This window comes from Limnobacter sp. CACIAM 66H1 (assembly GCF_001601825.1).
Taxonomy (GTDB): domain Bacteria; phylum Pseudomonadota; class Gammaproteobacteria; order Burkholderiales; family Burkholderiaceae_B; genus Limnobacter.
The window spans coordinates 29,339-49,451 of the sequence record NZ_LUJK01000022.1 but is presented as its reverse complement, the minus strand read 5'-3'; the positions used below and the strand labels follow the sequence as shown (position 1 = coordinate 49,451).

General features: G+C 53.7%; 24 protein-coding genes and 1 pseudogene. 13 read left to right on the top strand and 12 right to left on the bottom strand.

Annotation, left to right across the window (positions count from 1 at the left end; genetic code table 11):
* Positions 1-91: 91 nt before the first annotated feature.
* Both A0129_RS08260 and A0129_RS08255 read left to right on the top strand, forming a co-directional pair.
* Complete coding sequence (locus tag A0129_RS08260) at positions 92-496, top strand: thioesterase family protein (RefSeq protein WP_291714095.1); 405 nt, start codon at positions 92-94, stop codon at positions 494-496.
* Positions 497-641: 145 nt separating this feature from the next.
* The gene (locus A0129_RS08255; RefSeq protein WP_291714093.1) at positions 642-1,562 is read left to right on the top strand and encodes a metal-dependent hydrolase; all 921 of its coding nucleotides are present in this window, start codon (positions 642-644) and stop codon (positions 1,560-1,562) included.
* A gap of 70 nt (positions 1,563-1,632) precedes the next feature.
* Here A0129_RS08255 and A0129_RS08250 read toward each other — a convergent pair whose 3' ends face one another.
* Both A0129_RS08250 and A0129_RS08245 read right to left on the bottom strand, forming a co-directional pair.
* Positions 1,633-2,790, bottom strand: a complete 1,158-nt coding sequence (locus tag A0129_RS08250) for an AI-2E family transporter (protein ID WP_291714091.1) — start codon at positions 2,788-2,790, stop codon at positions 1,633-1,635.
* A gap of 36 nt (positions 2,791-2,826) precedes the next feature.
* Complete coding sequence (locus tag A0129_RS08245; RefSeq protein WP_168426874.1) at positions 2,827-3,738, bottom strand: DMT family transporter; 912 nt, start codon at positions 3,736-3,738, stop codon at positions 2,827-2,829.
* Positions 3,739-3,799: 61 nt separating this feature from the next.
* Here A0129_RS08245 and A0129_RS08240 point away from each other — a divergent pair, with 61 nt between their 5' ends.
* Entirely contained in the window at positions 3,800-5,041 is a 1,242-nt protein-coding gene (locus A0129_RS08240; RefSeq protein WP_105028006.1) for an NADH:flavin oxidoreductase/NADH oxidase family protein, read from the top strand.
* Between the two features lie 21 nt (positions 5,042-5,062).
* Positions 5,063-5,392 (top strand): cytochrome c, encoded by a 330-nt coding sequence (locus tag A0129_RS08235; RefSeq protein WP_291714089.1) that lies wholly within the window; start codon positions 5,063-5,065, stop codon positions 5,390-5,392.
* A gap of 3 nt (positions 5,393-5,395) precedes the next feature.
* On the opposite strand, the gene A0129_RS08230 is transcribed toward A0129_RS08235, so the two are convergent.
* Positions 5,396-6,163, bottom strand: a complete 768-nt coding sequence (locus A0129_RS08230; protein ID WP_291714086.1) for a class II aldolase/adducin family protein — start codon at positions 6,161-6,163, stop codon at positions 5,396-5,398.
* Between the two features lie 150 nt (positions 6,164-6,313).
* Between A0129_RS08230 and A0129_RS08225 the strand changes: the two genes are divergently transcribed.
* Positions 6,314-7,006 (top strand): sterol desaturase family protein, encoded by a 693-nt coding sequence (locus A0129_RS08225; protein WP_291714084.1) that lies wholly within the window; start codon positions 6,314-6,316, stop codon positions 7,004-7,006.
* Positions 7,007-7,027: 21 nt separating this feature from the next.
* On the opposite strand, the gene A0129_RS08220 is transcribed toward A0129_RS08225, so the two are convergent.
* Positions 7,028-7,468 (bottom strand): RDD family protein, encoded by a 441-nt coding sequence (locus tag A0129_RS08220; RefSeq protein ID WP_291714082.1) that lies wholly within the window; start codon positions 7,466-7,468, stop codon positions 7,028-7,030.
* Between the two features lie 204 nt (positions 7,469-7,672).
* Here A0129_RS08220 and A0129_RS08215 point away from each other — a divergent pair, with 204 nt between their 5' ends.
* Positions 7,673-7,987: a hypothetical protein gene (locus A0129_RS08215; RefSeq protein WP_291714080.1), complete on the top strand. Its 315-nt coding sequence runs from the start codon at positions 7,673-7,675 to the stop codon at positions 7,985-7,987.
* On the top strand, positions 7,929-8,741 hold the full coding sequence (locus tag A0129_RS08210; RefSeq protein WP_291714078.1) for an FkbM family methyltransferase: 813 nt from the start codon (positions 7,929-7,931) through the stop codon (positions 8,739-8,741). Before A0129_RS08215 ends, A0129_RS08210 begins: the two co-directional genes overlap by 59 nt.
* A gap of 3 nt (positions 8,742-8,744) precedes the next feature.
* On the opposite strand, the gene A0129_RS08205 is transcribed toward A0129_RS08210, so the two are convergent.
* The 4 genes from A0129_RS08205 to A0129_RS08190 are packed head-to-tail and all read right to left on the bottom strand — an operon-like array spanning position 8,745 to position 11,428.
* Entirely contained in the window at positions 8,745-9,506 is a 762-nt protein-coding gene (locus tag A0129_RS08205) for a glutathione S-transferase N-terminal domain-containing protein (protein WP_291714076.1), read from the bottom strand.
* A gap of 14 nt (positions 9,507-9,520) precedes the next feature.
* A complete protein-coding gene (locus A0129_RS08200; RefSeq protein ID WP_291714074.1) occupies positions 9,521-10,048 on the bottom strand; it encodes a hypothetical protein in 528 nt (175 codons plus the stop codon).
* Complete coding sequence (locus A0129_RS08195) at positions 10,012-10,425, bottom strand: DMT family transporter (protein WP_291714073.1); 414 nt, start codon at positions 10,423-10,425, stop codon at positions 10,012-10,014. The genes A0129_RS08200 and A0129_RS08195 overlap by 37 nt, the downstream gene beginning before the upstream one ends.
* On the bottom strand, positions 10,418-11,428 hold the full coding sequence (locus A0129_RS08190; protein ID WP_291714071.1) for an MDR family oxidoreductase: 1,011 nt from the start codon (positions 11,426-11,428) through the stop codon (positions 10,418-10,420). The genes A0129_RS08195 and A0129_RS08190 overlap by 8 nt, the downstream gene beginning before the upstream one ends.
* 111 nt (positions 11,429-11,539) lie before the next feature.
* On the opposite strand from A0129_RS08190, the gene A0129_RS08185 reads away from it, so the two are divergent.
* The 6 genes and pseudogenes from A0129_RS08185 to A0129_RS08160 all read left to right on the top strand — a co-directional run bounded on the left by A0129_RS08185 (position 11,540) and on the right by A0129_RS08160 (position 16,189).
* The gene (locus A0129_RS08185; protein WP_291714069.1) at positions 11,540-12,331 is read left to right on the top strand and encodes a PaaX family transcriptional regulator C-terminal domain-containing protein; all 792 of its coding nucleotides are present in this window, start codon (positions 11,540-11,542) and stop codon (positions 12,329-12,331) included.
* Positions 12,332-13,016: 685 nt separating this feature from the next.
* A complete protein-coding gene (locus tag A0129_RS08180; RefSeq protein WP_291714067.1) occupies positions 13,017-14,240 on the top strand; it encodes an alpha/beta fold hydrolase in 1,224 nt (407 codons plus the stop codon).
* A gap of 105 nt (positions 14,241-14,345) precedes the next feature.
* A complete protein-coding gene (locus A0129_RS08175) occupies positions 14,346-14,681 on the top strand; it encodes a helix-turn-helix domain-containing protein (protein ID WP_291714066.1) in 336 nt (111 codons plus the stop codon).
* Positions 14,674-15,011 (top strand): annotated as a pseudogene (locus A0129_RS08170) (hypothetical protein). The gene A0129_RS08175 and the pseudogene A0129_RS08170 overlap by 8 nt, the downstream one beginning before the upstream one ends.
* Entirely contained in the window at positions 15,008-15,496 is a 489-nt protein-coding gene (locus A0129_RS08165) for an arsenate reductase ArsC (protein ID WP_291714064.1), read from the top strand. Before A0129_RS08170 ends, A0129_RS08165 begins: the two are co-directional and overlap by 4 nt.
* Positions 15,497-15,502: 6 nt before the next feature.
* Entirely contained in the window at positions 15,503-16,189 is a 687-nt protein-coding gene (locus A0129_RS08160) for an MIP/aquaporin family protein (RefSeq protein ID WP_291714062.1), read from the top strand.
* Here the strand turns inward: A0129_RS08160 and A0129_RS08155 are convergent.
* The 4 genes from A0129_RS08155 to pstA form a co-directional block, all read right to left on the bottom strand.
* Positions 16,158-17,018: a sterol desaturase family protein gene (locus tag A0129_RS08155; protein WP_291714060.1), complete on the bottom strand. Its 861-nt coding sequence runs from the start codon at positions 17,016-17,018 to the stop codon at positions 16,158-16,160. The two genes, A0129_RS08160 and A0129_RS08155, sit on opposite strands and share 32 nt — an antisense overlap.
* 153 nt (positions 17,019-17,171) lie before the next feature.
* Positions 17,172-18,203, bottom strand: a complete 1,032-nt coding sequence (pstS, locus tag A0129_RS08150) for a phosphate ABC transporter substrate-binding protein PstS (RefSeq protein WP_291714097.1) — start codon at positions 18,201-18,203, stop codon at positions 17,172-17,174.
* A 190-nt stretch (positions 18,204-18,393) separates the two neighbouring features.
* The gene (pstB, locus tag A0129_RS08145) at positions 18,394-19,170 is read right to left on the bottom strand and encodes a phosphate ABC transporter ATP-binding protein PstB (protein WP_105027989.1); all 777 of its coding nucleotides are present in this window, start codon (positions 19,168-19,170) and stop codon (positions 18,394-18,396) included.
* A 22-nt stretch (positions 19,171-19,192) separates the two neighbouring features.
* Positions 19,193-20,110 carry a phosphate ABC transporter permease PstA gene (pstA, locus tag A0129_RS08140; RefSeq protein WP_255411418.1) on the bottom strand — a complete coding sequence of 306 codons (918 nt, stop codon included), beginning with the start codon at positions 20,108-20,110 and terminating at the stop codon, positions 19,193-19,195.
* Between the last annotated feature and the right edge of the window lie 3 nt (positions 20,111-20,113).

Here is a 20,113-nt window from a genome sequence, read left to right as displayed (position 1 = left end):
GGCCCGCAAGGCACGCAGAGGCTTGTGGCAACAAACAGCGCCACAAGCCCCTTGGCAATGGCGCACCGAACAACGCAACCAGCGATAAAACATGAAAGAAATCTACACCACCACTGTGCCATTGCGCTGGGGAGACATGGACCAAATCGGGCATGTCAACAACACCGTGTACTTCCGTTGTTTTGAGCAGGCCCGTGTGGAATGGATAGCGCTGTTTCCGGAAAACATGGACAACAACCCCGCGTACGTGGTGATCGTTCACACCGAATGCAGCTTTCTGAAAGAATTGAAAGCGCCCGGTGTTGTTGAAATCAAGGTGTTTGCAGGTGAAGTGGGCCGCAGCAGCCTGGTGCAAAAATACGAGATGCGCCGCACCGATACTCCCGAAGTTCTGGTGGCAACCGGCAGCGCAAAAATGGTGTGGGTCAGTCCGGAAACGGGTCGCTCTACGCCCATTCCAGACCGCTTCAAAAGCACACTTGGCGTGCAGGAATAGCACAGCAAACTCCGGGTAAACCCGCATTATTTTCTAGAAGGGGTACTCAGGTTTTGCTATTGTGGACATGAAATTTTATTGTTACATTGTGCAATGTCACGGTTAGTTGTGATAACAACAATAAAACAAGTGTAGGAGTCAAACCATGAAAAACATCATGCCTGTACGCCGCGATGTCAAATTGAATTTGCCTGAAGAAAAGGTATCCAATTGGCATGAGCAAGGTCCCCATGTGACCCATTTCATGAACGCCCTGTCGTTGTTCTTTCCGGCTGGCGAGCGCATGTTCATGGACGCCGTGCGCAACTACCGCGACGACATCACCGACCCTGAATTGAAAAAAGCAGCGGTGGCCTTTATCGGTCAGGAAGCCATGCACAGCCGCGAGCACGTTGAATACAACGAGATGCTGGACCGGGCTGGCCTGCCTGCATCCCAGCTGGACAACTTCCTGTGGGGCTTTTTGGCTTTCATCAAAAAGACACTGGGCAAACGCCTCACACTGGCAGGCACCATTGCGCTGGAACACTACACTGCGCTGATGGCTGACCAACTGCTGCGCAACCCAGAAGTGCTTGGCGAGAAATCCGACCCCGCCTACAAGCAGATGTGGACTTGGCACGCCTACGAAGAAACCGAACACAAAGCTGTGGCCTATGACGTGTGGAACCATGTCTTGCCCGACAACATGCACAATCGCTTCACACGGCGCTTGGCCATGGTGCTGGCCACGGCCATTTTCTGGCCACTGGTGGCTTACTTCCACATGCGCCTGGTGTTTGCCGACAAAACCATTCAAGGTGGGCACCTGAAGGGCTTCTGGACCGTGACCAAAATGCTGTGGGGTAAGAAGGTAGGCGTGTTGCGCAACCCGGTTGCCAATGGCGAGTTTTTGGACTATTTCAAAGCCGACTTCCACCCCTGGATGCACGACAACAGCCGCTTCCTGACAGAGATCGACAATTTTGTGGCGTCTGTTGAAGGTTCTGGCCGCAAGCCCAACACTGAGATTGCAAATGCCATCCGCGCACGCATGAACAGCCAGTTGAAAGCAAACGCAGCTTAAAAATTTCGTGACAGAAACTTTGGGCTGATCAGCCGGTGGGAGAAGTGAGCAGCCCACCGGTTTTTTTTATTCAAGTGCCCCGCGTGTAATAGTCGCTTTTCTCGTAGTGAGCAAACGCATGCATGTAGGCCACTTTGAAAATTGCTGCCAGCGGCAACGCAAGGAATACTCCCACCAGGCCAAATATGGCACCGAAAAACGCGAGGGCAAAAATTACCGCGAGTGCCGACAAGCCAATCTTGTCGCCCACCACCAAGGGGGTCAGCACAAAACCTTCCAGAAACTGCCCCACCACAAAAACAAGCAGCACCAGGAAAATCGGCAAGAAACCCTGCAACTCAAGCGCAGCTGTCAACAAGCCCACCAGCAAAGCTACAGCAAAACCAAGGTAAGGCACCACACACAGCACGCCCGCCAACATGCCCAACGCCCAGCCACTTTGAAGCCCCACCACACTCAAGCCGATTGAATAAAAAGTGCTGAGAAACAGCATGACGATCATCATGCCTTTGATGTATTCGGTCATGACGGAGTCGATTTCGCTGAACAAGGGTTGTGCACGCCTCCACAGATGCGGCGGAAAGACCTGCTGAAACTGCTTGGTAATTTGAGTCCAGCCGGGAAGAATGAACAATGTGGCAATGACAGTCAGCGAGACAAAGCCGGTAATGCCCAACACCGACTGCGAACCCGAGCGCAAAATTTTTGTACTGATCTCAGCCAGCGTGCCTCGGTTTTCGCTGATATAGGCCGCGATCCGGTCTCGCATCTCAGTGCTGTCCACCACCACAGCGAGGCCAAACACCTCATTGAGCCATGGCAGCACCGTGCGCTTCACATTCACAATCAGTTGCGGCAAATTGTTTTGAATCAGTTCAAGCTGGGTCAACACCACCGGAATAAACAGCAGGCCCACACTGGAGAAAATCAGCAACAGCGCAAAAAAAGTGAGTACAGCACACACCGGCAGGGGAATGCGCCCGCGCAACTTGCCATGCACCCAACGGCTGGGTGCTGCCAACAAATAAGCCAGAACAAATGCAGCCACGAAGGGCGCCAATACAGGCCACAAATTGATCACCACCGCCAACACCAAGGCAGCACTGAGCAGCAAGCCCCAATGTTGCAGGTAAAACTGCTTGGCCAGATTGGACAGGCTTGACGCGTTCTGCGGGCTCGGCCCGGCAGGCTTGTTATTCTCGTCTTCGGGTTTCGAAACTTCATTCATCGATTCAATGTCCAGCCAATTTGAATTTAGAAGACTTTAACGCTTGGCGCGCAAAACCAGATACACACCGCCCAGGGTCATGACCATGGCCACCAATAAGGTAACAGTCACAGCCTCGTTCAGGAAAACCACGCCCGCCAGCGCCGCAATCACCGGCACGCTCAGTTGCACACTGGCCGCCGAGGTGGTGGGTAACGCCGGCAATACCTTGTACCACACGGCATAACCAATGCCACTGGCCAGGCAGCCCGAAGCCAAGGCGAACAACACGCCTGCCACGGTGGGTGTTGGCAGATACACGGTGTACAGGGCCAAGCCGCGCTCCATCGTCACACCCGGAATGTGCACACCTGCCTTGGCGGAAAAGTACACGGCCATCCACACCAACACCATCAGGATGGCTGCCCTGGAAAAATTACCTGCGGTGTCAGCCAAAGGCGATTTGGAACCCTTGCCCACCACGGAATACACACCCCAACAGGCACCCGCCAAAGCCATACTGACCGCAGCCAGCACTGAGGCTGGTGTTTGCAAGTGCGGCCACAACAACAACACCAGGCCCGCAGCCGCTACCACTGCACCCAAAGCACGCAAACCTCTCAATCGATCACCTTGTGTGGCGGCATAGGCAATCATGCTGAGTTGAACACTGGCAAACAAAATCAGCGCACCGGTGCCTGTGCTCATGTACAAATAGGCCATGGAAAACAGCACGGCATAACCAAACAGTGCCCAAGCGCCCGCCCAGCTGCCCTGCTGTCCGCCCTTGTTTTGAATGCGTAAACACAGCCACAGCGTGACGGCCCCGCTAATCAGGCGAATGGCTGTAAAGCTGGCAGGGTCTATTTGCCCGGCGCCCAAGGCCGCACGGCAAAAAAAGGAATTGGCCGCAAACGCACACATGGCGAAAGCCGTAAAAATTAGTGTGTTGACTTCAATTTTTTTCATGCACCCAAGCTACCATGTGACAACAATAATTTTCAATTTAGAACCACCGGAGACCCCCACGATGCGCATTGAACTTCGCGACCCATTGACCTTGCCCTGTGGCGCCACTGTTCCCAACCGCTTGGTGAAAGCCGCCATGAGCGAAGCCTTGGGCACCCGCGACAACCGGGTTACACCACAAATTGTGCGGGTCTACCAGCGCTGGACAGCCGGTGGCATTGGTTTGAATATAACCGGGAATGTGATGATTGACCGCCGGGCACGTGCAGAGCCGGGCAACGTGGTGATTGAAGACGACCGCGACATGCCCTTGTTGCAGCAGTGGGCCAAGGCAGGCCAAGCAAATGGCAGCAAAATCTGGGTGCAAATCAACCACCCTGGCAAACAGTGCCCCAAGGGCATGAACAAGGAAACCGTATCGCCTTCGGCGGTGCCTTTCCACAAAAGTCTGCAAATGATGTTTGCCACGCCACGCGAACTGACCGAGACTGAAATCCTTGATCTGATTGCCCGCTGGGGCCGCACTGCAAAAGTGTGCAAAGACGCGGGGTTTGATGGAGTGCAAATTCACGGCGCGCATGGCTACTTGATCAGCCAGTTTTTGAGCCCACTGAGCAATCAGCGCACTGACCAGTGGGGTGGCAACGCCGAAAACCGCCGTCGCTTTGTTCTGGCGGTGTACGACGAAGTGCGCAAACAAGTGGGGCCCAAATTCCCGGTGGGCATCAAGCTGAATTCAGCCGACTTTCAAAAGGGTGGCTTTTCAGAGGAAGAATCACTGGCGGTGATCCAGGAATTGACTGCGCGAGGGATCGACATGATTGAAGTGTCGGGCGGCACCTACGAAGCCCCCGCCATGACGGGCGCAAGTGCAAAACCCAAGAAGGAAAGCACCGTGAAGCGCGAGGCCTACTTCATCGACTTCACGGAGAAAGTACGTGCCGTGTGCAAAGTGCCACTGATGCTGACTGGGGGTTTTCGCACCGTGGGCGGCATGAAAGAAGCGCTGAACAGCGGTGCTGTGGATTTGATTGGCCTTGCTCGCTCGATTGCCATTGAACCCGATTTGCCCAAGCGCCTGTTGGACAACAAAGAAGCCTTGCACCCTGTGAAGCCTTTGATTACCGGTGTCAAAGCCGTGGACCGCACTGGCTTGCTGGAAATTCAGTGGTACACCCGCCAAATTCACCGCATGGGCAAAGGCAAAAACCCTGTCCCGAACGAGAGCGCCCTGAAAGCCCTGTTTTTCTATATTCTGGATAGCAGTTGGGGCTTGTTCAAGGCCCGCAAATTAAGGGCGTGATCAAACACAGGGAGTTCAGCCATGGTGAAATTCAGCTGCATGTTGGTGTTAAGCCTGAGCACATTCAATGCTTTCGCCATGGACGACGCCGCCATTCTTGAACAGGGTCGCAAACTGTTTCAAACCGATGCGGACCCGGCCTGCGCCATTTGCCACACCCTGGCCGATGCTGGCACCAAGGGCAAAATTGGTCCGGTGCTCGATGTGCTCAAACCCAGCGAAGAACGCGTGTTGAATGCACTTAAAAACGGCAAAGGGGGCATGCCCCCTTTTGTTGATCATTTGACCGTGGATCAAATGAAAATTCTGGCGAAGTATGTTTCCACCGTGACTGGTGGAAACAATCCCTAATCGTCAGTTTTTGTAATCCGGCTGCTCGCGATCCAGTTTGCGCAATAGCGCGGGCCAGGCAATATTGCCACCCAAACCGCGGGTTACCTGCGCAGCCGCTGCCTTGATACCGTCCACAATCGGTTGGGCAATCGGAATCAATTGCGCGCCACCCGATTGCGCCGCAATTTGAACCTCACAGGCGCGCTGCAAAATGAACATGTTCAAAAACGCATCGGCCACCGTGGCACCACAGGTCAGCAAACCATGGTTGCGCAAAATCAGGTTGTTGGCTTCGCCGAGATCGGCCTGCAAGCGGGCCTTCTCATCTTCGCGCAAGGCCAAACCTTCGTAGTCGTGATACGCCAGCCCAGCCAAGGGAAACAGGGACTGCTGTGAAATTGGCAACAAACCCTGTTCCTGAATAGACACCGCAACGCCCGCCACGGTGTGGGTGTGCATCACGCAGTGCGCATCATGCCGAATGGCATGCACAGCGCTGTGAATAGTAAAACCGGCCGGGTTCACGTCGTAGGGGCTGTTGTCCACTTTCTCGCAATTCATGTTCACCTTCACCAGGCTGCTGGCGGTGATTTCTTCGAACATGAAACCATAGGGGTTGATCAAGAAGTGGCCGTCTTCGCCGGGCACCCGTGCCGAAATATGCGTGAACACCAAATCGTCCCATTTGTGCATTGCCACCAAACGGTAAGCTGCAGCCAAATCAACGCGGGCCTGCCATTCCTGTTGGCCAATATGGGCGGGTGGGGTACTTGAAAGCGGTGCGTTCATGGTGAGTCTCCTTTGCTGCTTTTGGAATTGTCTTTTCCCAAAGTGTACCAGCGCACGCGCATGCGCTTGCAAAAGCACTTGAAATTCAAGGCAATCAGGGGCAATCTAACATTACAAAATAAAATTCATAATGTGGGAGACAGTAATACCATGCATGCCAAAGTCAAACAGCTTGTGCCCAAGGAGTCCCAGGACGAGGCAGTCCGCTCAGTTCGGGCCAACTACAGGGCAGAATGCATTTCAGCGGGTTACCAAGGCTACCTGCATTTGGCCATGACAATGACCTTGGGCTTGGGCGTGATCGCGCTGTGTATTTACTGGCTAGAGTCCCCCAGCGCACTGGAATGGTTGACCATACCCGCCACCTTTTTGTATGCCAATTTTGCGGAATGGGCGGGCCACAAATACGCCATGCACCGCCCGGTCAAGGGCCTTGGCTTTGTGTACAAACGGCACTCGCTGCAACACCACAAGTTTTTCACCGACACCCACATGGAAATTGACAGCAACCAGGATTTCAAAGCCGTGCTGTTTCCAATCGCAATTGTCGGGTTTTTTGTGGTGGCGTTTTTCGTGCCCATGGGCTTTTTACTGGCCTGGCTGTTCAGCCCCAATGTGGCCCTGTTGCTGGTAGCCACCGGCATGGCCTATTACCTCAACTATGAACTGCTGCACCTGTCGTACCACTTGAAAGAAGATCACTGGGTGCATCGCATTCCCGGATTCACACGCTTTGCGCGCCTGCACACCACGCACCACGACCAGCGGATCATGGCGCACAAGAATTTCAATATCACCTACCCCATCATGGACTGGTTGATGGGCACTTGGGACAGAAGGTAATTGGATTAGCAAGGTAACAGGTTACAAACGATCGTCTCTGATCACCACAGTATTGGCAAGCTTGTCGTGCCAAGACCGCTTTTTCGAATCAAACACGATCCAAATGACACCCAAACCAAGTGGAAGGAAAGAAATATAGTAAGCAAAATATCGACCAATCGCCTGCCCCAGCTTCAAGGTAGCGCCAGTTTCAGCATCGATTACTTTGAGTGCAAACAACATTTTGCCAGGTGTGGCCTGGCGGTATATCCAAAAAAGTATGGTGGCGATCGCAGGGGCGATCCAAGATACGACTACCTCTCCCATTCCCCTGTAAATTTCCGGATTATTCGCATCGCCATAGACTGAGCCGTACATCAGATACAGCACCGGAGCCGTGATAACAGTGATTAGGATCATATCCACCACGGTTGCTCCTAGCCGAATCCAAAATCCGGCATATTCCACGTCATTTAAATGCATAAGCAGATCCTGCGAGCCAAAAAATTGTCAATGAGGCCATCAGGGTAATCGAATGTGGAAATACCAGTCTAGCCCCCACCCGGCATGACGACCCAGCTTGAGCTAAACAACCCATAAGCACCTGTTTTCCCTCGCTTTTCCGAAGCTACCGCCGTCAACGATGTCTTTAGACTGGTTTCATCGTCACCTTTTACGTGCCTCGCCATGAAACAACTCAGTCAAAAAGCCCACGCCGCCGCCTTTCATGCGGAATTTTTTGGCAACACCACCCAGAAACGCTATGTGCTGGGCATTAACGAGTTTGCTGATGCAGTGGCCAGCCGTACAAACCTCGACGGCTTTATTGACGAATACACCACCGCCACCGAGTATCGCGGCAAACCTGTCTTGAAATTAAGCCAGGTGCCCGCTGGCAGCATGGTGATTTCAACCGTGACACAGGCGCGCCCCAAAAACCGCCATGAACAAACTGCTGCGCCTCAATGGTGTGGTGTCGATGGATTACTTTGCAGTGGCTGACGCCAGTCATTTTCTGCTGCCGCAAGTGCAAGCCCTGGCAGACACCCAAAAAGAATACGCAGCCCACCCCGAAAAATTTGAATGGGTGCGCGACCTGTTCACCGATCAGGAATCGCGGGAAGTCTTTAACCGGGTTATGGAGTTTCGCCTGAACGCCAACCTGCGTGCCATGCGGTTTTTCGACTACACAGCCGACCAGCAATATTTCGAACCCTTTGTAAAATTTTCACCAGGCGAGGTTTTTGTGGATGGTGGCGGCTTTGACGGCTACACCACTGAAGAATTCATCAAGCGATGCCCGCAGTATGGTGGTGTGCACTTTTTCGAGCCCACTGAAACCACTCTTGGAAAGGCCAAAAGCAAACTGGCCCAGCACCGCGACATTCACTACCATCCAGTGGGTTTGTTTGATGCAAAGCAAACTCTGTCATTTGATGCAGATGCAGGCTCGGCCAGCAAAATTTCGGAAACAGGCCGTGTAAAAATCGAAGTGGATGCACTCGACAATCGGGTCACAGAATCGGTGAGCTTCATCAAGCTTGACCTGGAAGGTGCAGAACCCAAAGCACTAGAAGGCATGAAGTGGCATATTCAGGAAGACCACCCCAAACTAGCCGTGGCGGTGTACCACGACCCCGCCCATTTCTGGCAAGTGCCTGAAATCATTCTCGGTGTACGCAACGACTACAACGTGTATTTGCGCCACTACACCGAAGGCTGGACAGAGACCGTGATGTTCTTCATCCCGAAATAAACCTCACCCGCCATAGGTTTCCAGCAGGTACTCCACAATCGCTTTGGATTCGAACATGGCTTTGCCCGTGTTCGGATCTTCCAGGTACGGCACCATCATCTTGTTGGTTTTGGCCATGAACTGCTCGCGTTTACCACCCTTCACCGGGTTGTATTCGCCAACGGCAGCATGCACGCCATTCACCCCCATGTCCGCAAACTGCTCCTTGCCCAGATTCACCAAGTGGTAAGGAATCTCCAGCTCGCACAACACTTCGCGCACTGGCCTGCAAAATGGCGATGCTTCAAAACTGTACAACGTCAACATTTGCTCAGGCTTTTTCGATGCACGAACCTTGGTACCCGCACCCAAACCCAAAGCCGAATTGGCCAGGCTGGACACCGCCTGCGGCAACGCAGCCTTCACGCGCAACGGCACTGCCCGCTTGGCATAGGTGGTGTACAGGTACTCGATTATGTCGGCTGACTCATACAACTTCACGCCAGTGTTGTCGTCCACCAAAAAAGGAAACTGGGCCTTGCCACCCAACTCCAGCACGTCCGCACGAAACCGCGTTCCACCCTTGGGGCAGGGGTAAATGTCAGCGTCCAGCGCCAGCTCCGTGAGGGTTTCACGCACCAAGCGGCAGTAGGGGCAGCTTTCGAACTCGTATAGTTTCAACGGTTTTTCAGGCTGAACCGCTGCAGGCTCAGTCACCACCATGCCCTGCCAGCCACGCAATGTAGACGCCGCCGTGGCCAAGGCCACCTTGAACAAATGATTCATGTTTCTCCTCCCAATCAATGCGTGTCCTGGTTTTCAAGCGCGCTTAAAGCGGCCGCCAGCAAAATCATGGACCCGCCAATTCCAACCTGCAGCGTCAGCACTTCGTTGGTCAGCAATATAGCGGACAACGTAGCAAACACCACCTCTGACAACATCACCACCGAGGTCACATTGGCCGGCAATCGCGATGCACCATACTGCAAACCATAGTTAGCCACCAGCAAAGTGGCTGCGAACCCCAACAACACCACACCACCGTACAGCCCTGGCAACACAGGCCACTGAACAAAACCGTTCCCGTCGCCCAGCAACAGGGTCAAAAAAGCGGCCACCGCGCTTGGCGCAACAATGCCACCTACAAACATGGCGAACAAACGCGCCTGCGCGGTGCGCGCAGCCTGATGCCGCAACATGATGTTGTTCAGGGCAAATGCTGCGCCACCCATTAAACCCAGCCATTCCGCCAAGTTTGAAGGCACCGGGAAACCCAAGCTACCATTGGGGCTTAACACCAGCACTGCACCAGCGAAAGCCAAACCCACACGCAGCAAGGCCTCAGGGTTATCGGCTCATTCAGGGCAACACGCGCAATCAACACCGCCCAAATTGGCATCAGGTAGAACAACAACACCACCCGGATCACTTCACCAATCGACACGCCCCAATTAAAGCCCACCATGGTGGTGCCAGCCGCCAGGGCCAGCAGCCACAACGCTTTGTGACGTACAAACTCGCTCCACACCCGGGGCATGAAACACAACATGGCCACCGCACCCAGCAGGTAAGTGAATGCAGAGGACCACAACGGGTGTAAACCCTCACCCTGCAATTCGCGCAGCGGCCACCAAGACACACCCCACACCAATGCATTCAATACCAGGGCCAGGTACGGCAAAGCCCAAGCCCGGTTTTCAGGCACAGTTCACCACCACACGCCCCTGCAATTGATTGGCCAACACAAGGCGCGCACTGTCAAGGGCCTGGGCAAGACGCACTTCCTTGATCATGAAATCCAGATCATATTCATTCAAGGCCTGCGCCAACATGCGCCAGGCGCGGTCCCGCTCAGCATGGGTACGGTACACACAGTTAATGCCACGCAAGGTAATACCCCTCAAAATGAAAGGTGCCACGCTGCCCTGAAAATCCATGCCCTGCGCCAAGCCACATGCGGCAACCACACCACCGTATCGGGTTTGAGCACAGGCATTCACCAAGGTGTGGCTGCCCACACTGTCAACCACCGCCGCGAATTGTTCTTTTTGCAAAGGCTTGCCAGGACGCGACATGGACTCACGATGAATCAGGTGGGTTGAACCCAACCGCAATCGTTCAAAGTGTTTGGCCGCAGATTCGGACACAGGCTCACCCATGGCATCGATTGAACCTGTCAAACCCACCACCTCGTAACCCAAATGCTGCAATAGCAAACATGCCACCGTGCCCACGCCGCCGCTGACCCCGGTCACCAGCACGGGGCCGTCTTCCGGTTTCACCGGGTGATCTTGCAAAGCCATGACACACAAGGCGGCAGTGTAGCCAGCCGTACCCAGTGCAGCCGCCCACCTGGCGCTTCGCCCTTGCGGAATCGGTGAAATCCACTGTGCCGGCACACTGGCACGCTCGGCCAGCCCGCCCCAATGCGTTTCACCCAAGCCCCAATCATTCACCTGGCACACTGTGCCCACCGGCCACTGGTCTGAATTCGATTCAATCACCTCGCCCACCGCATCAATGCCATGCACCATGGGGTACTTGCGCGCAATCGGCGCGGTGTGGGTAAGCGCCAACGCATCTTTGTAGTTCAGGCAACTGTAATGCAGCTTCAGCACAACATCCTGCCCGGCAAACTCAGACTCATCGAGAGTTTCCATCTCGGCCTGCGCTTGCTCAGCCGTCCGGGAAATCCATGCCCTGATCATTTCGTCTCCTTATTCTGGGTGAGGCAATCATCGCACAAACAAGCCACCAAATTTGCGTGCCGGGCCTGCCTTGCATACACTTCAGGTTTGCCTTAGAAGAACAAGTACGCCGTGCGCAAACCCACCGCCAAAAGCCTCATTCTCGACCTGTTGCTTGCCTCCAAAGGTCGACCCCTTTCAGCCAAACAGGCCATCGCCGCCTGCGGCATTTTTGACATCAGCGTGAACAACACACGTGTGGCGCTAGTGCGGCTCTCGGCTGAAGGCCTGATCGAATCAGCAGGCCGCGCCCTGTACCAACTCACCGACGACGCACACACGCTGGCAGACGATGTAGCCGCCTGGCGCACCCGAAGCACACGGGTTCGCCCTTGGGATGGCAGCTACATTGTGGTACAAGCCGACAAGCTCTCGCGCAGTGAGGCCAAACAGCAGCGAGCACGCGCCCGTGCCTTGCTGATGCTGGGCTTTCAACCATTGAATGAACACCTGTTCATTCGCCCCAACAACATTGAAGACACACTGCAAAGTGTGCGTGATCGATTGTACAAACTGGGTTTGGAGAAAGACGCGCCGGTGTTCGAGGCTCGTGATTTTGACTCCGAGCTTCAGCGCCGAATTGCTACTTTGTGGAACCCACGTGAACTGGAATCCAACTACGCACAATTGGAAAAGAAAATGCGCACCTGGCTTGACCGCTCCGGTACGCTGGAACCTGAAGTCGCCGCCCGTGAATCATTCTTGTTGGGCGGCACCGCAATCAAGCATGTGGTGTACGACCCGTTCTTGCCCGCAGAATGGGTCAATGTTCAGGCCCGTGAGCGGTTTTTAGGCGCAGTGGACGAAGTGGACCAAGCCGGCATGCGGATCTGGAGCGGGCTTTGGGCGAGCATGGAAGGCTGATTGCTCTCTTACTGGTTTGCTTGGCCCAATCGGCTTGGGCTCAGCTGTCCCGCAGCTTCTTTCTTAATCGCCCGATCGGCTTGGGTTCCGATCTCTCGCCAGAAAACCTGTATTTCCCTTTTTGATATTCACCCTGACTCACCTCGCTCGGCAAAAGGGCGGGCCGAGTCTCGGTGCCGGCCCATGGCCGAGCGTGGCGGGTGAATTCAAACGGGCAGGTTTTCTTGAAGGCGAAGCGATCGAAACACCGCCGCCGATTGGGCGTTGAACACAGCTGCGAGTTGCCCGGTGATGGCGAAGCGCTGCACGGGAGTACGGGGAGCTGAACTTGCAATGGGTCGCACGATGACCAGTCAGAAAACTTGCCGGCTTGGCGCGCCGAGACCAACGATCGCGCCCTGGCGCGAAAGCCAAGACCCGACCGTGACTTTTGGAGGGCTTGGCTTAGTGCAGGCTCAAGACGACAAGCCGAAATGCCAAGTTTTCGGGCAGCGGTGACCCTTCAGGTTCAGCTCTTAAATCACCAGTTCAGTGCGGCACAAGTAACACATGCCGAGTAGGCTACAGACAGCAGCGGCATACCTTCAAGTTGGGGTCAGAAATCTGTATTTAGAGTAAACCCTCATCCGAAACGCCCCACTGTGCGTATAAACTTCGAACATCTCAACATTGCACCGCAGCAACCGTGAAAAAACTATTCAAAACCGCCCTGAAAATCAATGAGTTGGCCGTCAATACCGCGACCAATGCGGCGGATTGGTTTTTTCGCAAGGAAATCCTGATTCAGTCGGGCAAAACTGAATATGAGGTCATTGCTGAACACCTGCCCATGCGCGTGCGCTATTACGCACCGGCTGCAGCCACACCAGGCGCAAGCCTGGCTGAAGGCGAAATCGAGACTTCAACGAATCGTCAACATGCGGTGCCCTTGGTGCTGGTGCCCCCTTTGGGAGTTACCACCGAAACATTCGACCTGATGCCCGACCGCAGCCTGGTGAAAGCCATGGTTGAAGCCGGCTTCCGTGTTTATTTGGTGGACTGGGGCAAACCAGAGCGCAAAGACGGTCATCTGGGTTTGTTTGACTACAGCCACGACATGATGGGCCAAGCACTTCAGGCCGTGCGCGAACACAGTGGCTCCAGAGACATTTCCCTGTTCGGGTGGTGCATGGGCGGTTTGCTCTGTTTGCTGTATGCCGGTTATGGGCACGACAAACACATCCGCAACCTGGTCACTGTGGCCAGCCCGATCGACCTGCGCGACGGCAAAAACATCATGGCTGTGGCCTCCAACACCCTGAATGTCACTGCCCGTTTTATTCGCAAGTACAGCGAATTCAGGCTGGATCGCATTAACCCTGCCCTGTTCAGCCCACCCGGCTGGATGGTCAGCCTGGGGTTCAAACTCACTGCACCAGTGGCCAGCATCACCACCTACTGGGACCTGCTGACCCGCCTGAACGACCGCGATTTCGTTGAACAACACACCACCACAGCCGACTACCTGAACAACATGATGTTGTACCCAGGCGGCGTGTTGCGCGACTTCATGGTCCGTTTTGCGGTGGACAACAAACTGGCGCAGGGCAAGGTCAAGATTGGTGACAAATTCTCGGACCTGGGGAACATCACCGCCAATATGCTGGTGTTTGCAGGCGAAACCGACCATTTGGTGCCAGGCAGCATGGCCAAGAAAAGCCTGAAGCTCGTCTCATCAAAAGACAAATCATTCTTGCTTGCACCCGGCGGGCATATGGGCGTTATTTTAGGCAGTCAGGCTCGCGAACATGTGTGGGCCAAAGCAGCAGATTGGCTACGTGGTCACTCACAAGTGGAAGCGCCTCTTCCCAAAACCCGTCGACCGCGAAACACGACCCTCAAAGGCTCAACTGTCCGGAAAGCGGCCTGAACCAACCCAGCTGGCATGGACCAGGCGCTTTAAATCACCTTTTCTTTTGTGCATTTGTCACACAACTTTCATAAAACAATTCGATATTTCCATTATTATCGAACTATGGAAGAAAACGACATCATCAAAGCATTGGCCGCCCTCTCACACAGCTCGCGTTTGCGGGTATTCCGAGCCTTGGTGGTCACCGGCCCTTCGGGCCTTACACCGGGGCAACTTTGCGAGCGGCTGGACATACCGGCAGCCACCCTGTCATTTCACCTGAAAGAACTGAGCAACGCCGGTTTGGTTCAACCCATTCGTGACGGACGCAATCTGATCTACAGCGCTCAGTTTGCCCATATGAATGGCGTCATCGCCTACCTCACCGAGAACTGTTGCCAAGGTCAAAGCTGCACACCTGTTACTGCACCACACCACAACGAGGCTCACCATGAGTGACAAAACATTCAACGTGCTGTTCATTTGTACGGGCAATTCAGCCCGCTCCATTTTTGCAGAAGCCATTCTGAACCAGCTGGGCCGTGGTCAGTTCAAGGCCTATTCTGCTGGAAGTTTTCCGGCTGGCCGGGTCAGCCAATCTTGGCGCATTGGGGTGCGCCCGACCCAGCCAAAGCCGAAGGCAGCCATGAACACATCTTGCATGAATTCCGCAATGTGGGCCTGCTGCTTCGCAAGCGTATTGAACTGATGCTGGCCCTGCCCATTGCAAAACTTGAAAAACTGGCTATTCAACACGAAGTCGAACAAATAGGAAAAGTATCTTCATGAGCACCAACGTACTCATTCTTTGTACCCACAATTCTGCACGCAGTGTGCTGTCCGAGGGCATGCTGAATCACCTCGCCCGGCAGTACGGCAAAGACATCAAGGCCTTCAGCGCTGGCAGCGCGCCCAGTGGTCGCGTGAACCCATACGCCCTGCAAGCCTTGGCCAATGTCGGCATCGACACCAGCCAATACACCAGCAAAAGCTGGGATGTGTTTACCGAGCCCGGTGCACCAAAAATCGACATTGTGATCACCGTGTGCGACAGCGCGGCCGCCGAGCAATGCCCCTATTGGCCCGGTAGTCCAGTGAAAACCCACTGGGGCTACCCCGACCCATCCAATGAGCTTGAGGAAAACAAGCCTCGCGCGTTCGAGCTGACAAGGCAGGCCATCAGCTTCAAGATGATGCAACTCATCCAGCTGCCTTTGAGCACCATGAGCACCGCAGAACTGAACACCGCACTGGCCGCCATCGCACGGAGCTAAATCAATATGTACTCCTTATCCAAACGCTTGGGTGCTGAATTCTTGGGTACCCTACTGCTGCTAGCCATCGTGATTGGCTCGGGCGTCATGGCCGAAAACCTGTCCGAGGGCAACAACGGCGTGGCATTGATCGCCAACACCTTGGCCACCGTGTTCGGCCTTTACATTTTGATTGAAGTATTTGGCCCCATCAGCGGTGCGCACTTCAACCCCGTCGTCACACTCACCATGGTGTTGCTGAAACGCCAACCGGGTTCTGAACTGTTGCCCTACATCATCGTGCAACTGGCTGGCGCCTTTTTCGGTGCCATTCTGGTTCACCAAATGTTCGATATGCAGCTCCTTCAGTTCTCTGAAAAAGCTCGTACAGGTTGGGGAATCTGGACCGGTGAAATTGTGGCCACTGCGGGGCTGTTGCTGGTCATTCTCATGGCCAAGGCAGAACGGGTTTCTGGCATGGTGGCCTGTTACATCGGCGCGGCCTATTGGTTCACCTCCAGTACCTCTTTTGCCAACCCCGCCGCCGCTTTTGGCAGGCAGTTCTCCAACAGCTTTGCCGGCATTGCACCGGGCGACGTACCCGCTTACATGGTGTTTGAGGTAATTGGCGGCCTGTTGGCCTTGGTTTTGTACAAGGCCTTCGGCTCAAACAATTCGACTGTTACTTCTCAGGCACCCAACCCGGCGGCTTGATCAAGCAAAGCACCCGGTTCTTGAAATCGGGTGCTGCCTTCATTTTCCCAATCAAATGCCCCCAACCGGCCACCGCCTGCTTCAGCGGGTTGGTGGTTAACACCGGGGTCAGTGTGCCGTAAACTGGCTTCACTCCCGGCACGAATTCACGGTAAGTACCAAACCAGCGATCCCACACAATCAAAATTCCGCCGTAATTGCAGTCGTGGTACTCCTCATTCTTGGCATGGTGCAAGCGGTGATGCTGCGGGCAGTTGAACACTTTTTCAAACCAGCCATGCACCTCGAAGGTTTCAGTGTGTATCCAGTACTGGTAGAGCAAATTTACCGTGTGTGCAAAAGTCACCACCAAAGGGTCCATGCCCAGCAGGGGCAAAGGCAACCAGAATACAAAAGTATAAAAGGGGCCCAACACTGACTGGCGTAATGCGGTACTCAGGTTGTAGCGCTCGCTGGTGTGGTGATTGGAATGCTCTGCCCAAAATGCTGCGCAACGGTGGGCCACGCGATGGTACCAGTAATAACAAAAGTCATCAGCCAGCAACAACACGGGGATGAACCACCAGGTGGAGATGTTCCAATCCATCACCCGGTATTCAAACAGCCAAAGCATGATGGGGTAGGCCCAAAACACACTCAGCCCCATGGTCACCAGCTTCAAAGCGCCCATGGCAATCGAACACAAGGAGTCTTTCAGCTCATAGCCAGCATAAAAGCCCTGAGGCTTTTTGCGCATGGTCCAGCCTTCAATGGCCATGGCCGCAAAAAAGTAAGGAATGGCGACCACATACAGCAGCGTGGTCCATTGTTGATAGTCTGGCAAAGTCATTACAGCGGCCTCGGTGGCAAAACATTACAACAACATTTTTTATTGCAATGTATCGTAACCTTCAAACTACCCCCGCTCAATCCCAACTTTTCTGACATTCAAAAAGAAAAAGGGTCCCGAAGGACCCCTTTTCCAATCAAGCCAACTTGATATTTACTTCATCACGATTGTCTTGCCGTCAGTTGCTTTGACTGTCTTCCAGGCGGCTTCAATCTTCTTCACTGTTTCGTCTGGCAGTGGAACATAGTCCAGGTCAGAGCTCAGCTTGTCGCCTTTGGCGTAGGCCCATTTGAAGAACTTCAACACTTCAGAAGCCTTGGCAGCGTCAGCCTGTTCAGTGTGGAACAGGATGAAAGTTGCGCCAGTGATGGGCCATGCGGCTTTGCCAGGCTGCTGAGTCAGAATTTCGTAGAAGCTGTTAGACCATGAAGCACCTGCCGCAGCAGCTTTGAATGACTCTTCAGAAGGCTGTACAAACACGCCTTCAGCATTGTTCAACTGAGTGTGTGTCAATTTGTTCTGCTTGGCGTACGCATACTCAACATAACCGATAGAGCCTGGTACGCGCTGTACGAAAGCGGATACACCTTCGTTACCCTTACCACCCAAGCCAACAGGCCACTTTACCGCTGTACCTTCGCCAACAGTGCTCTTCCAGTCAGCGCTAACCTTGCTCAGGTAGTTGGTGAAAATGAAGGTTGTACCTGAACCATCGGCACGACGAATCACGCTGATGTCCATGTCTGGCAGCTTCACACCTGGGTTCAGGTCAACAATTGCCTTGTCGTTCCACTTGGTAATCTTGTTCAGGTAAATGTTGGCCAGCACTTCAGCGGACAATTTCATCTGGCCTGGGGCCACGCCCTGCAGGTTCACTACGGGTACAACACCACCGATCACGGTTGGGAACTGCATCAAACCCTTTTCTTTCAGGTCTTCAGGCTTCAACGGCATGTCGGAGGCACCGAAATCTACAGTTTTTGCGGAAATCTGCTTGATACCACCACCGGAACCGATGGACTGGTAATTCACTTTGTTGCCGGTTTCCTTGTTGTAGGCATCGGCCCACTTGGAGTAAATCGGAGCGGGGAATGAAGCGCCAGCACCAGTAATTTCAGCGGCGTTCACGGAAGTCATGCTCAGGGCCAAGGCACCTGCGGAAATCGCTGTAGCGATTGTTTTGATGTTGAACATTTTTCACCTCACTTATTAAAGTACGGTCATAGTGCCCTACAAATATTTCAGAATCATGACAAATATAAGGCATAAACATAAATGTCAAAAAACCACACTTGGCTAACCCATGTGTGGTTTTTCATAAATCAATTCAAATACTTACTGACAGCCGAACATCAACCAAAGGCTGGGAAGTTCATCAACCGAAGCGACCTGTAATGTAATTTTCGGTTTCTTGCTTCTTGGGTTTCAGGAAAATTTGATCAGTCACGCCAAACTCAATCAACTCACCCAGGTACATGTAGGCCGTGTAATCAGAAACGCGGGCAGCCTGTTGCATGTTGTGAGTCACAATCACCACGGTGTAGTCTTCCTTCAGCTCGGTGATCAACTCTTCAATGCTGGCAGTTGAAATGGGGTCCAGTGCTGAACAGGGTTCATCCAACAGCAAAATTTCAGGCTTGATCGCAATGCCACGGGCGATGCACAAACGCTGCTGCTGGCCACCCGACAAACCGTTGCCGCTTTGGTGCAATTTGTCTTTGACTTCCTTCCACAGGGCAGCCTTGGTCAGCGCCCATTCCACGCGCTCTTCCATCTCACCCTTGGACAATTTCTCAAACAGGCGCACACCAAATGCGATGTTTTCGTAAATCGACATCGGGAACGGCGTGGGCTTTTGGAAAACCATGCCAATCTTCGAGCGGATCAAGGCGATGTCTTTCTTGCTGGTTAGCAAATCTTCGCCGTCCATCAAGATCTGCCCTTCAGCACGCTGCTCCGGGTACAAGGCATACATCTTGTTGAACACACGCAGCAAAGTGGACTTGCCACAACCGGAAGGTCCGATAAACGCGGTCACCTTCTTTTCAGGAATACTCAAATTAACCGACTTCAACGCATGAAACGAACCGTAATAAAAATTCAGGTTCTTCACCTCAAGTTTGATCTTTTCTTCAACGTCAATCGTGGACATATTCTTGGCCTTCAAAGGTCAGTTATTTCGAGTTCTTTAGTAGCGAGCGCGCAATGATGTTCAACACCAACACACCCGCGGTAATCAGGAAAACGCCAGCCCATGCCAGTTCCTGCCAGTTTGTGAATGGACTGAGCGCGAAGTTGAAAATAATCACGGGCAGGTTCGCCATGGGCTTCATCATGTCGGTGTTCCAGAACTGGTTAGACAGTGCTGTAAACAACAACGGTGCAGTTTCACCGGCAATACGCGCCACACCCAACAAAACGCCCGTCAAAATGCCTGCATAGCTGGCCTTCACGGTAATGGCCATGACCATCTTCCATTTGGGCGTGCCCAAGGCGAAGGCGGCTTCACGCAGAGCATCCGGCACCAGGCGCAACATGTTCTCGGTGGTGCGAATCACAATCGGAATTTGAATCAAACCCAAGGCAACCACACCCGCCCAAGCTGAAAAATTCCCCATGGGTCGCACCATTACGGCATACACAAACAAACCAATCACAATGGACGGCGCAGACAACAAAATGTCATTAAAAAAGCGCACGGAGATCGCCAGTTTGTTGTCTTTTCTGGATTCAGCCAAATGAACACCCGCCAGAATACCCAACGGGGTAGCAAACAGTGTGGCAAAACCCACCATCAGCAAAGTTCCGGTAATGGCGTTGGCCAAGCCACCGCCTTCTGCATTGGGCGGAGGAGTCATTTCAGTAAACAATTGGGCCGACAATCCGCTCACACCCAAGGTCACCGTGGTGTACAAAATCCAGATCAACCAAAACAGTCCAAAGGCCATCGCAGCCAGCGACAAAGTCAAGGCAACGGTATTCACCAGCTTGCGCTTGGACTGCATCTTGAGGCGCATCTTCTCGTCAGTGGCCACTGTGGTCACTACGTTGTCCTTGGGCACTGATGTCGGATCGGTGTAAATGCTGCTCATGTT

Bases quoted from the DNA above. Each gene is read 5' to 3' on its own strand.
- A0129_RS08260 (WP_291714095.1), top strand. From the start codon at position 92: ATGAAAGAAATCTACACCACCACTGTGCCATTGCGCTGGGGAGACATG.
- A0129_RS08255 (WP_291714093.1), top strand. From the start codon at position 642: ATGAAAAACATCATGCCTGTACGCCGCGATGTCAAATTGAATTTGCCT.
- A0129_RS08250 (WP_291714091.1), bottom strand. From the start codon at position 2,790: ATGAATGAAGTTTCGAAACCCGAAGACGAGAATAACAAGCCTGCCGGG.
- A0129_RS08245 (WP_168426874.1), bottom strand. From the start codon at position 3,738: ATGAAAAAAATTGAAGTCAACACACTAATTTTTACGGCTTTCGCCATG.
- A0129_RS08240 (WP_105028006.1), top strand. From the start codon at position 3,800: ATGCGCATTGAACTTCGCGACCCATTGACCTTGCCCTGTGGCGCCACT.
- A0129_RS08235 (WP_291714089.1), top strand. From the start codon at position 5,063: ATGGTGAAATTCAGCTGCATGTTGGTGTTAAGCCTGAGCACATTCAAT.
- A0129_RS08230 (WP_291714086.1), bottom strand. From the start codon at position 6,163: ATGAACGCACCGCTTTCAAGTACCCCACCCGCCCATATTGGCCAACAG.
- A0129_RS08225 (WP_291714084.1), top strand. From the start codon at position 6,314: ATGCATGCCAAAGTCAAACAGCTTGTGCCCAAGGAGTCCCAGGACGAG.
- A0129_RS08220 (WP_291714082.1), bottom strand. From the start codon at position 7,468: ATGCATTTAAATGACGTGGAATATGCCGGATTTTGGATTCGGCTAGGA.
- A0129_RS08215 (WP_291714080.1), top strand. From the start codon at position 7,673: ATGAAACAACTCAGTCAAAAAGCCCACGCCGCCGCCTTTCATGCGGAA.
- A0129_RS08210 (WP_291714078.1), top strand. From the start codon at position 7,929: ATGAACAAACTGCTGCGCCTCAATGGTGTGGTGTCGATGGATTACTTT.
- A0129_RS08205 (WP_291714076.1), bottom strand. From the start codon at position 9,506: ATGAATCATTTGTTCAAGGTGGCCTTGGCCACGGCGGCGTCTACATTG.
- A0129_RS08190 (WP_291714071.1), bottom strand. From the start codon at position 11,428: ATGATCAGGGCATGGATTTCCCGGACGGCTGAGCAAGCGCAGGCCGAG.
- A0129_RS08175 (WP_291714066.1), top strand. From the start codon at position 14,346: ATGGAAGAAAACGACATCATCAAAGCATTGGCCGCCCTCTCACACAGC.
- A0129_RS08165 (WP_291714064.1), top strand. From the start codon at position 15,008: ATGAGCACCAACGTACTCATTCTTTGTACCCACAATTCTGCACGCAGT.
- A0129_RS08160 (WP_291714062.1), top strand. From the start codon at position 15,503: ATGTACTCCTTATCCAAACGCTTGGGTGCTGAATTCTTGGGTACCCTA.
- A0129_RS08155 (WP_291714060.1), bottom strand. From the start codon at position 17,018: ATGACTTTGCCAGACTATCAACAATGGACCACGCTGCTGTATGTGGTC.
- pstB (WP_105027989.1), bottom strand. From the start codon at position 19,170: ATGTCCACGATTGACGTTGAAGAAAAGATCAAACTTGAGGTGAAGAAC.
- pstA (WP_255411418.1), bottom strand. From the start codon at position 20,110: ATGAGCAGCATTTACACCGATCCGACATCAGTGCCCAAGGACAACGTA.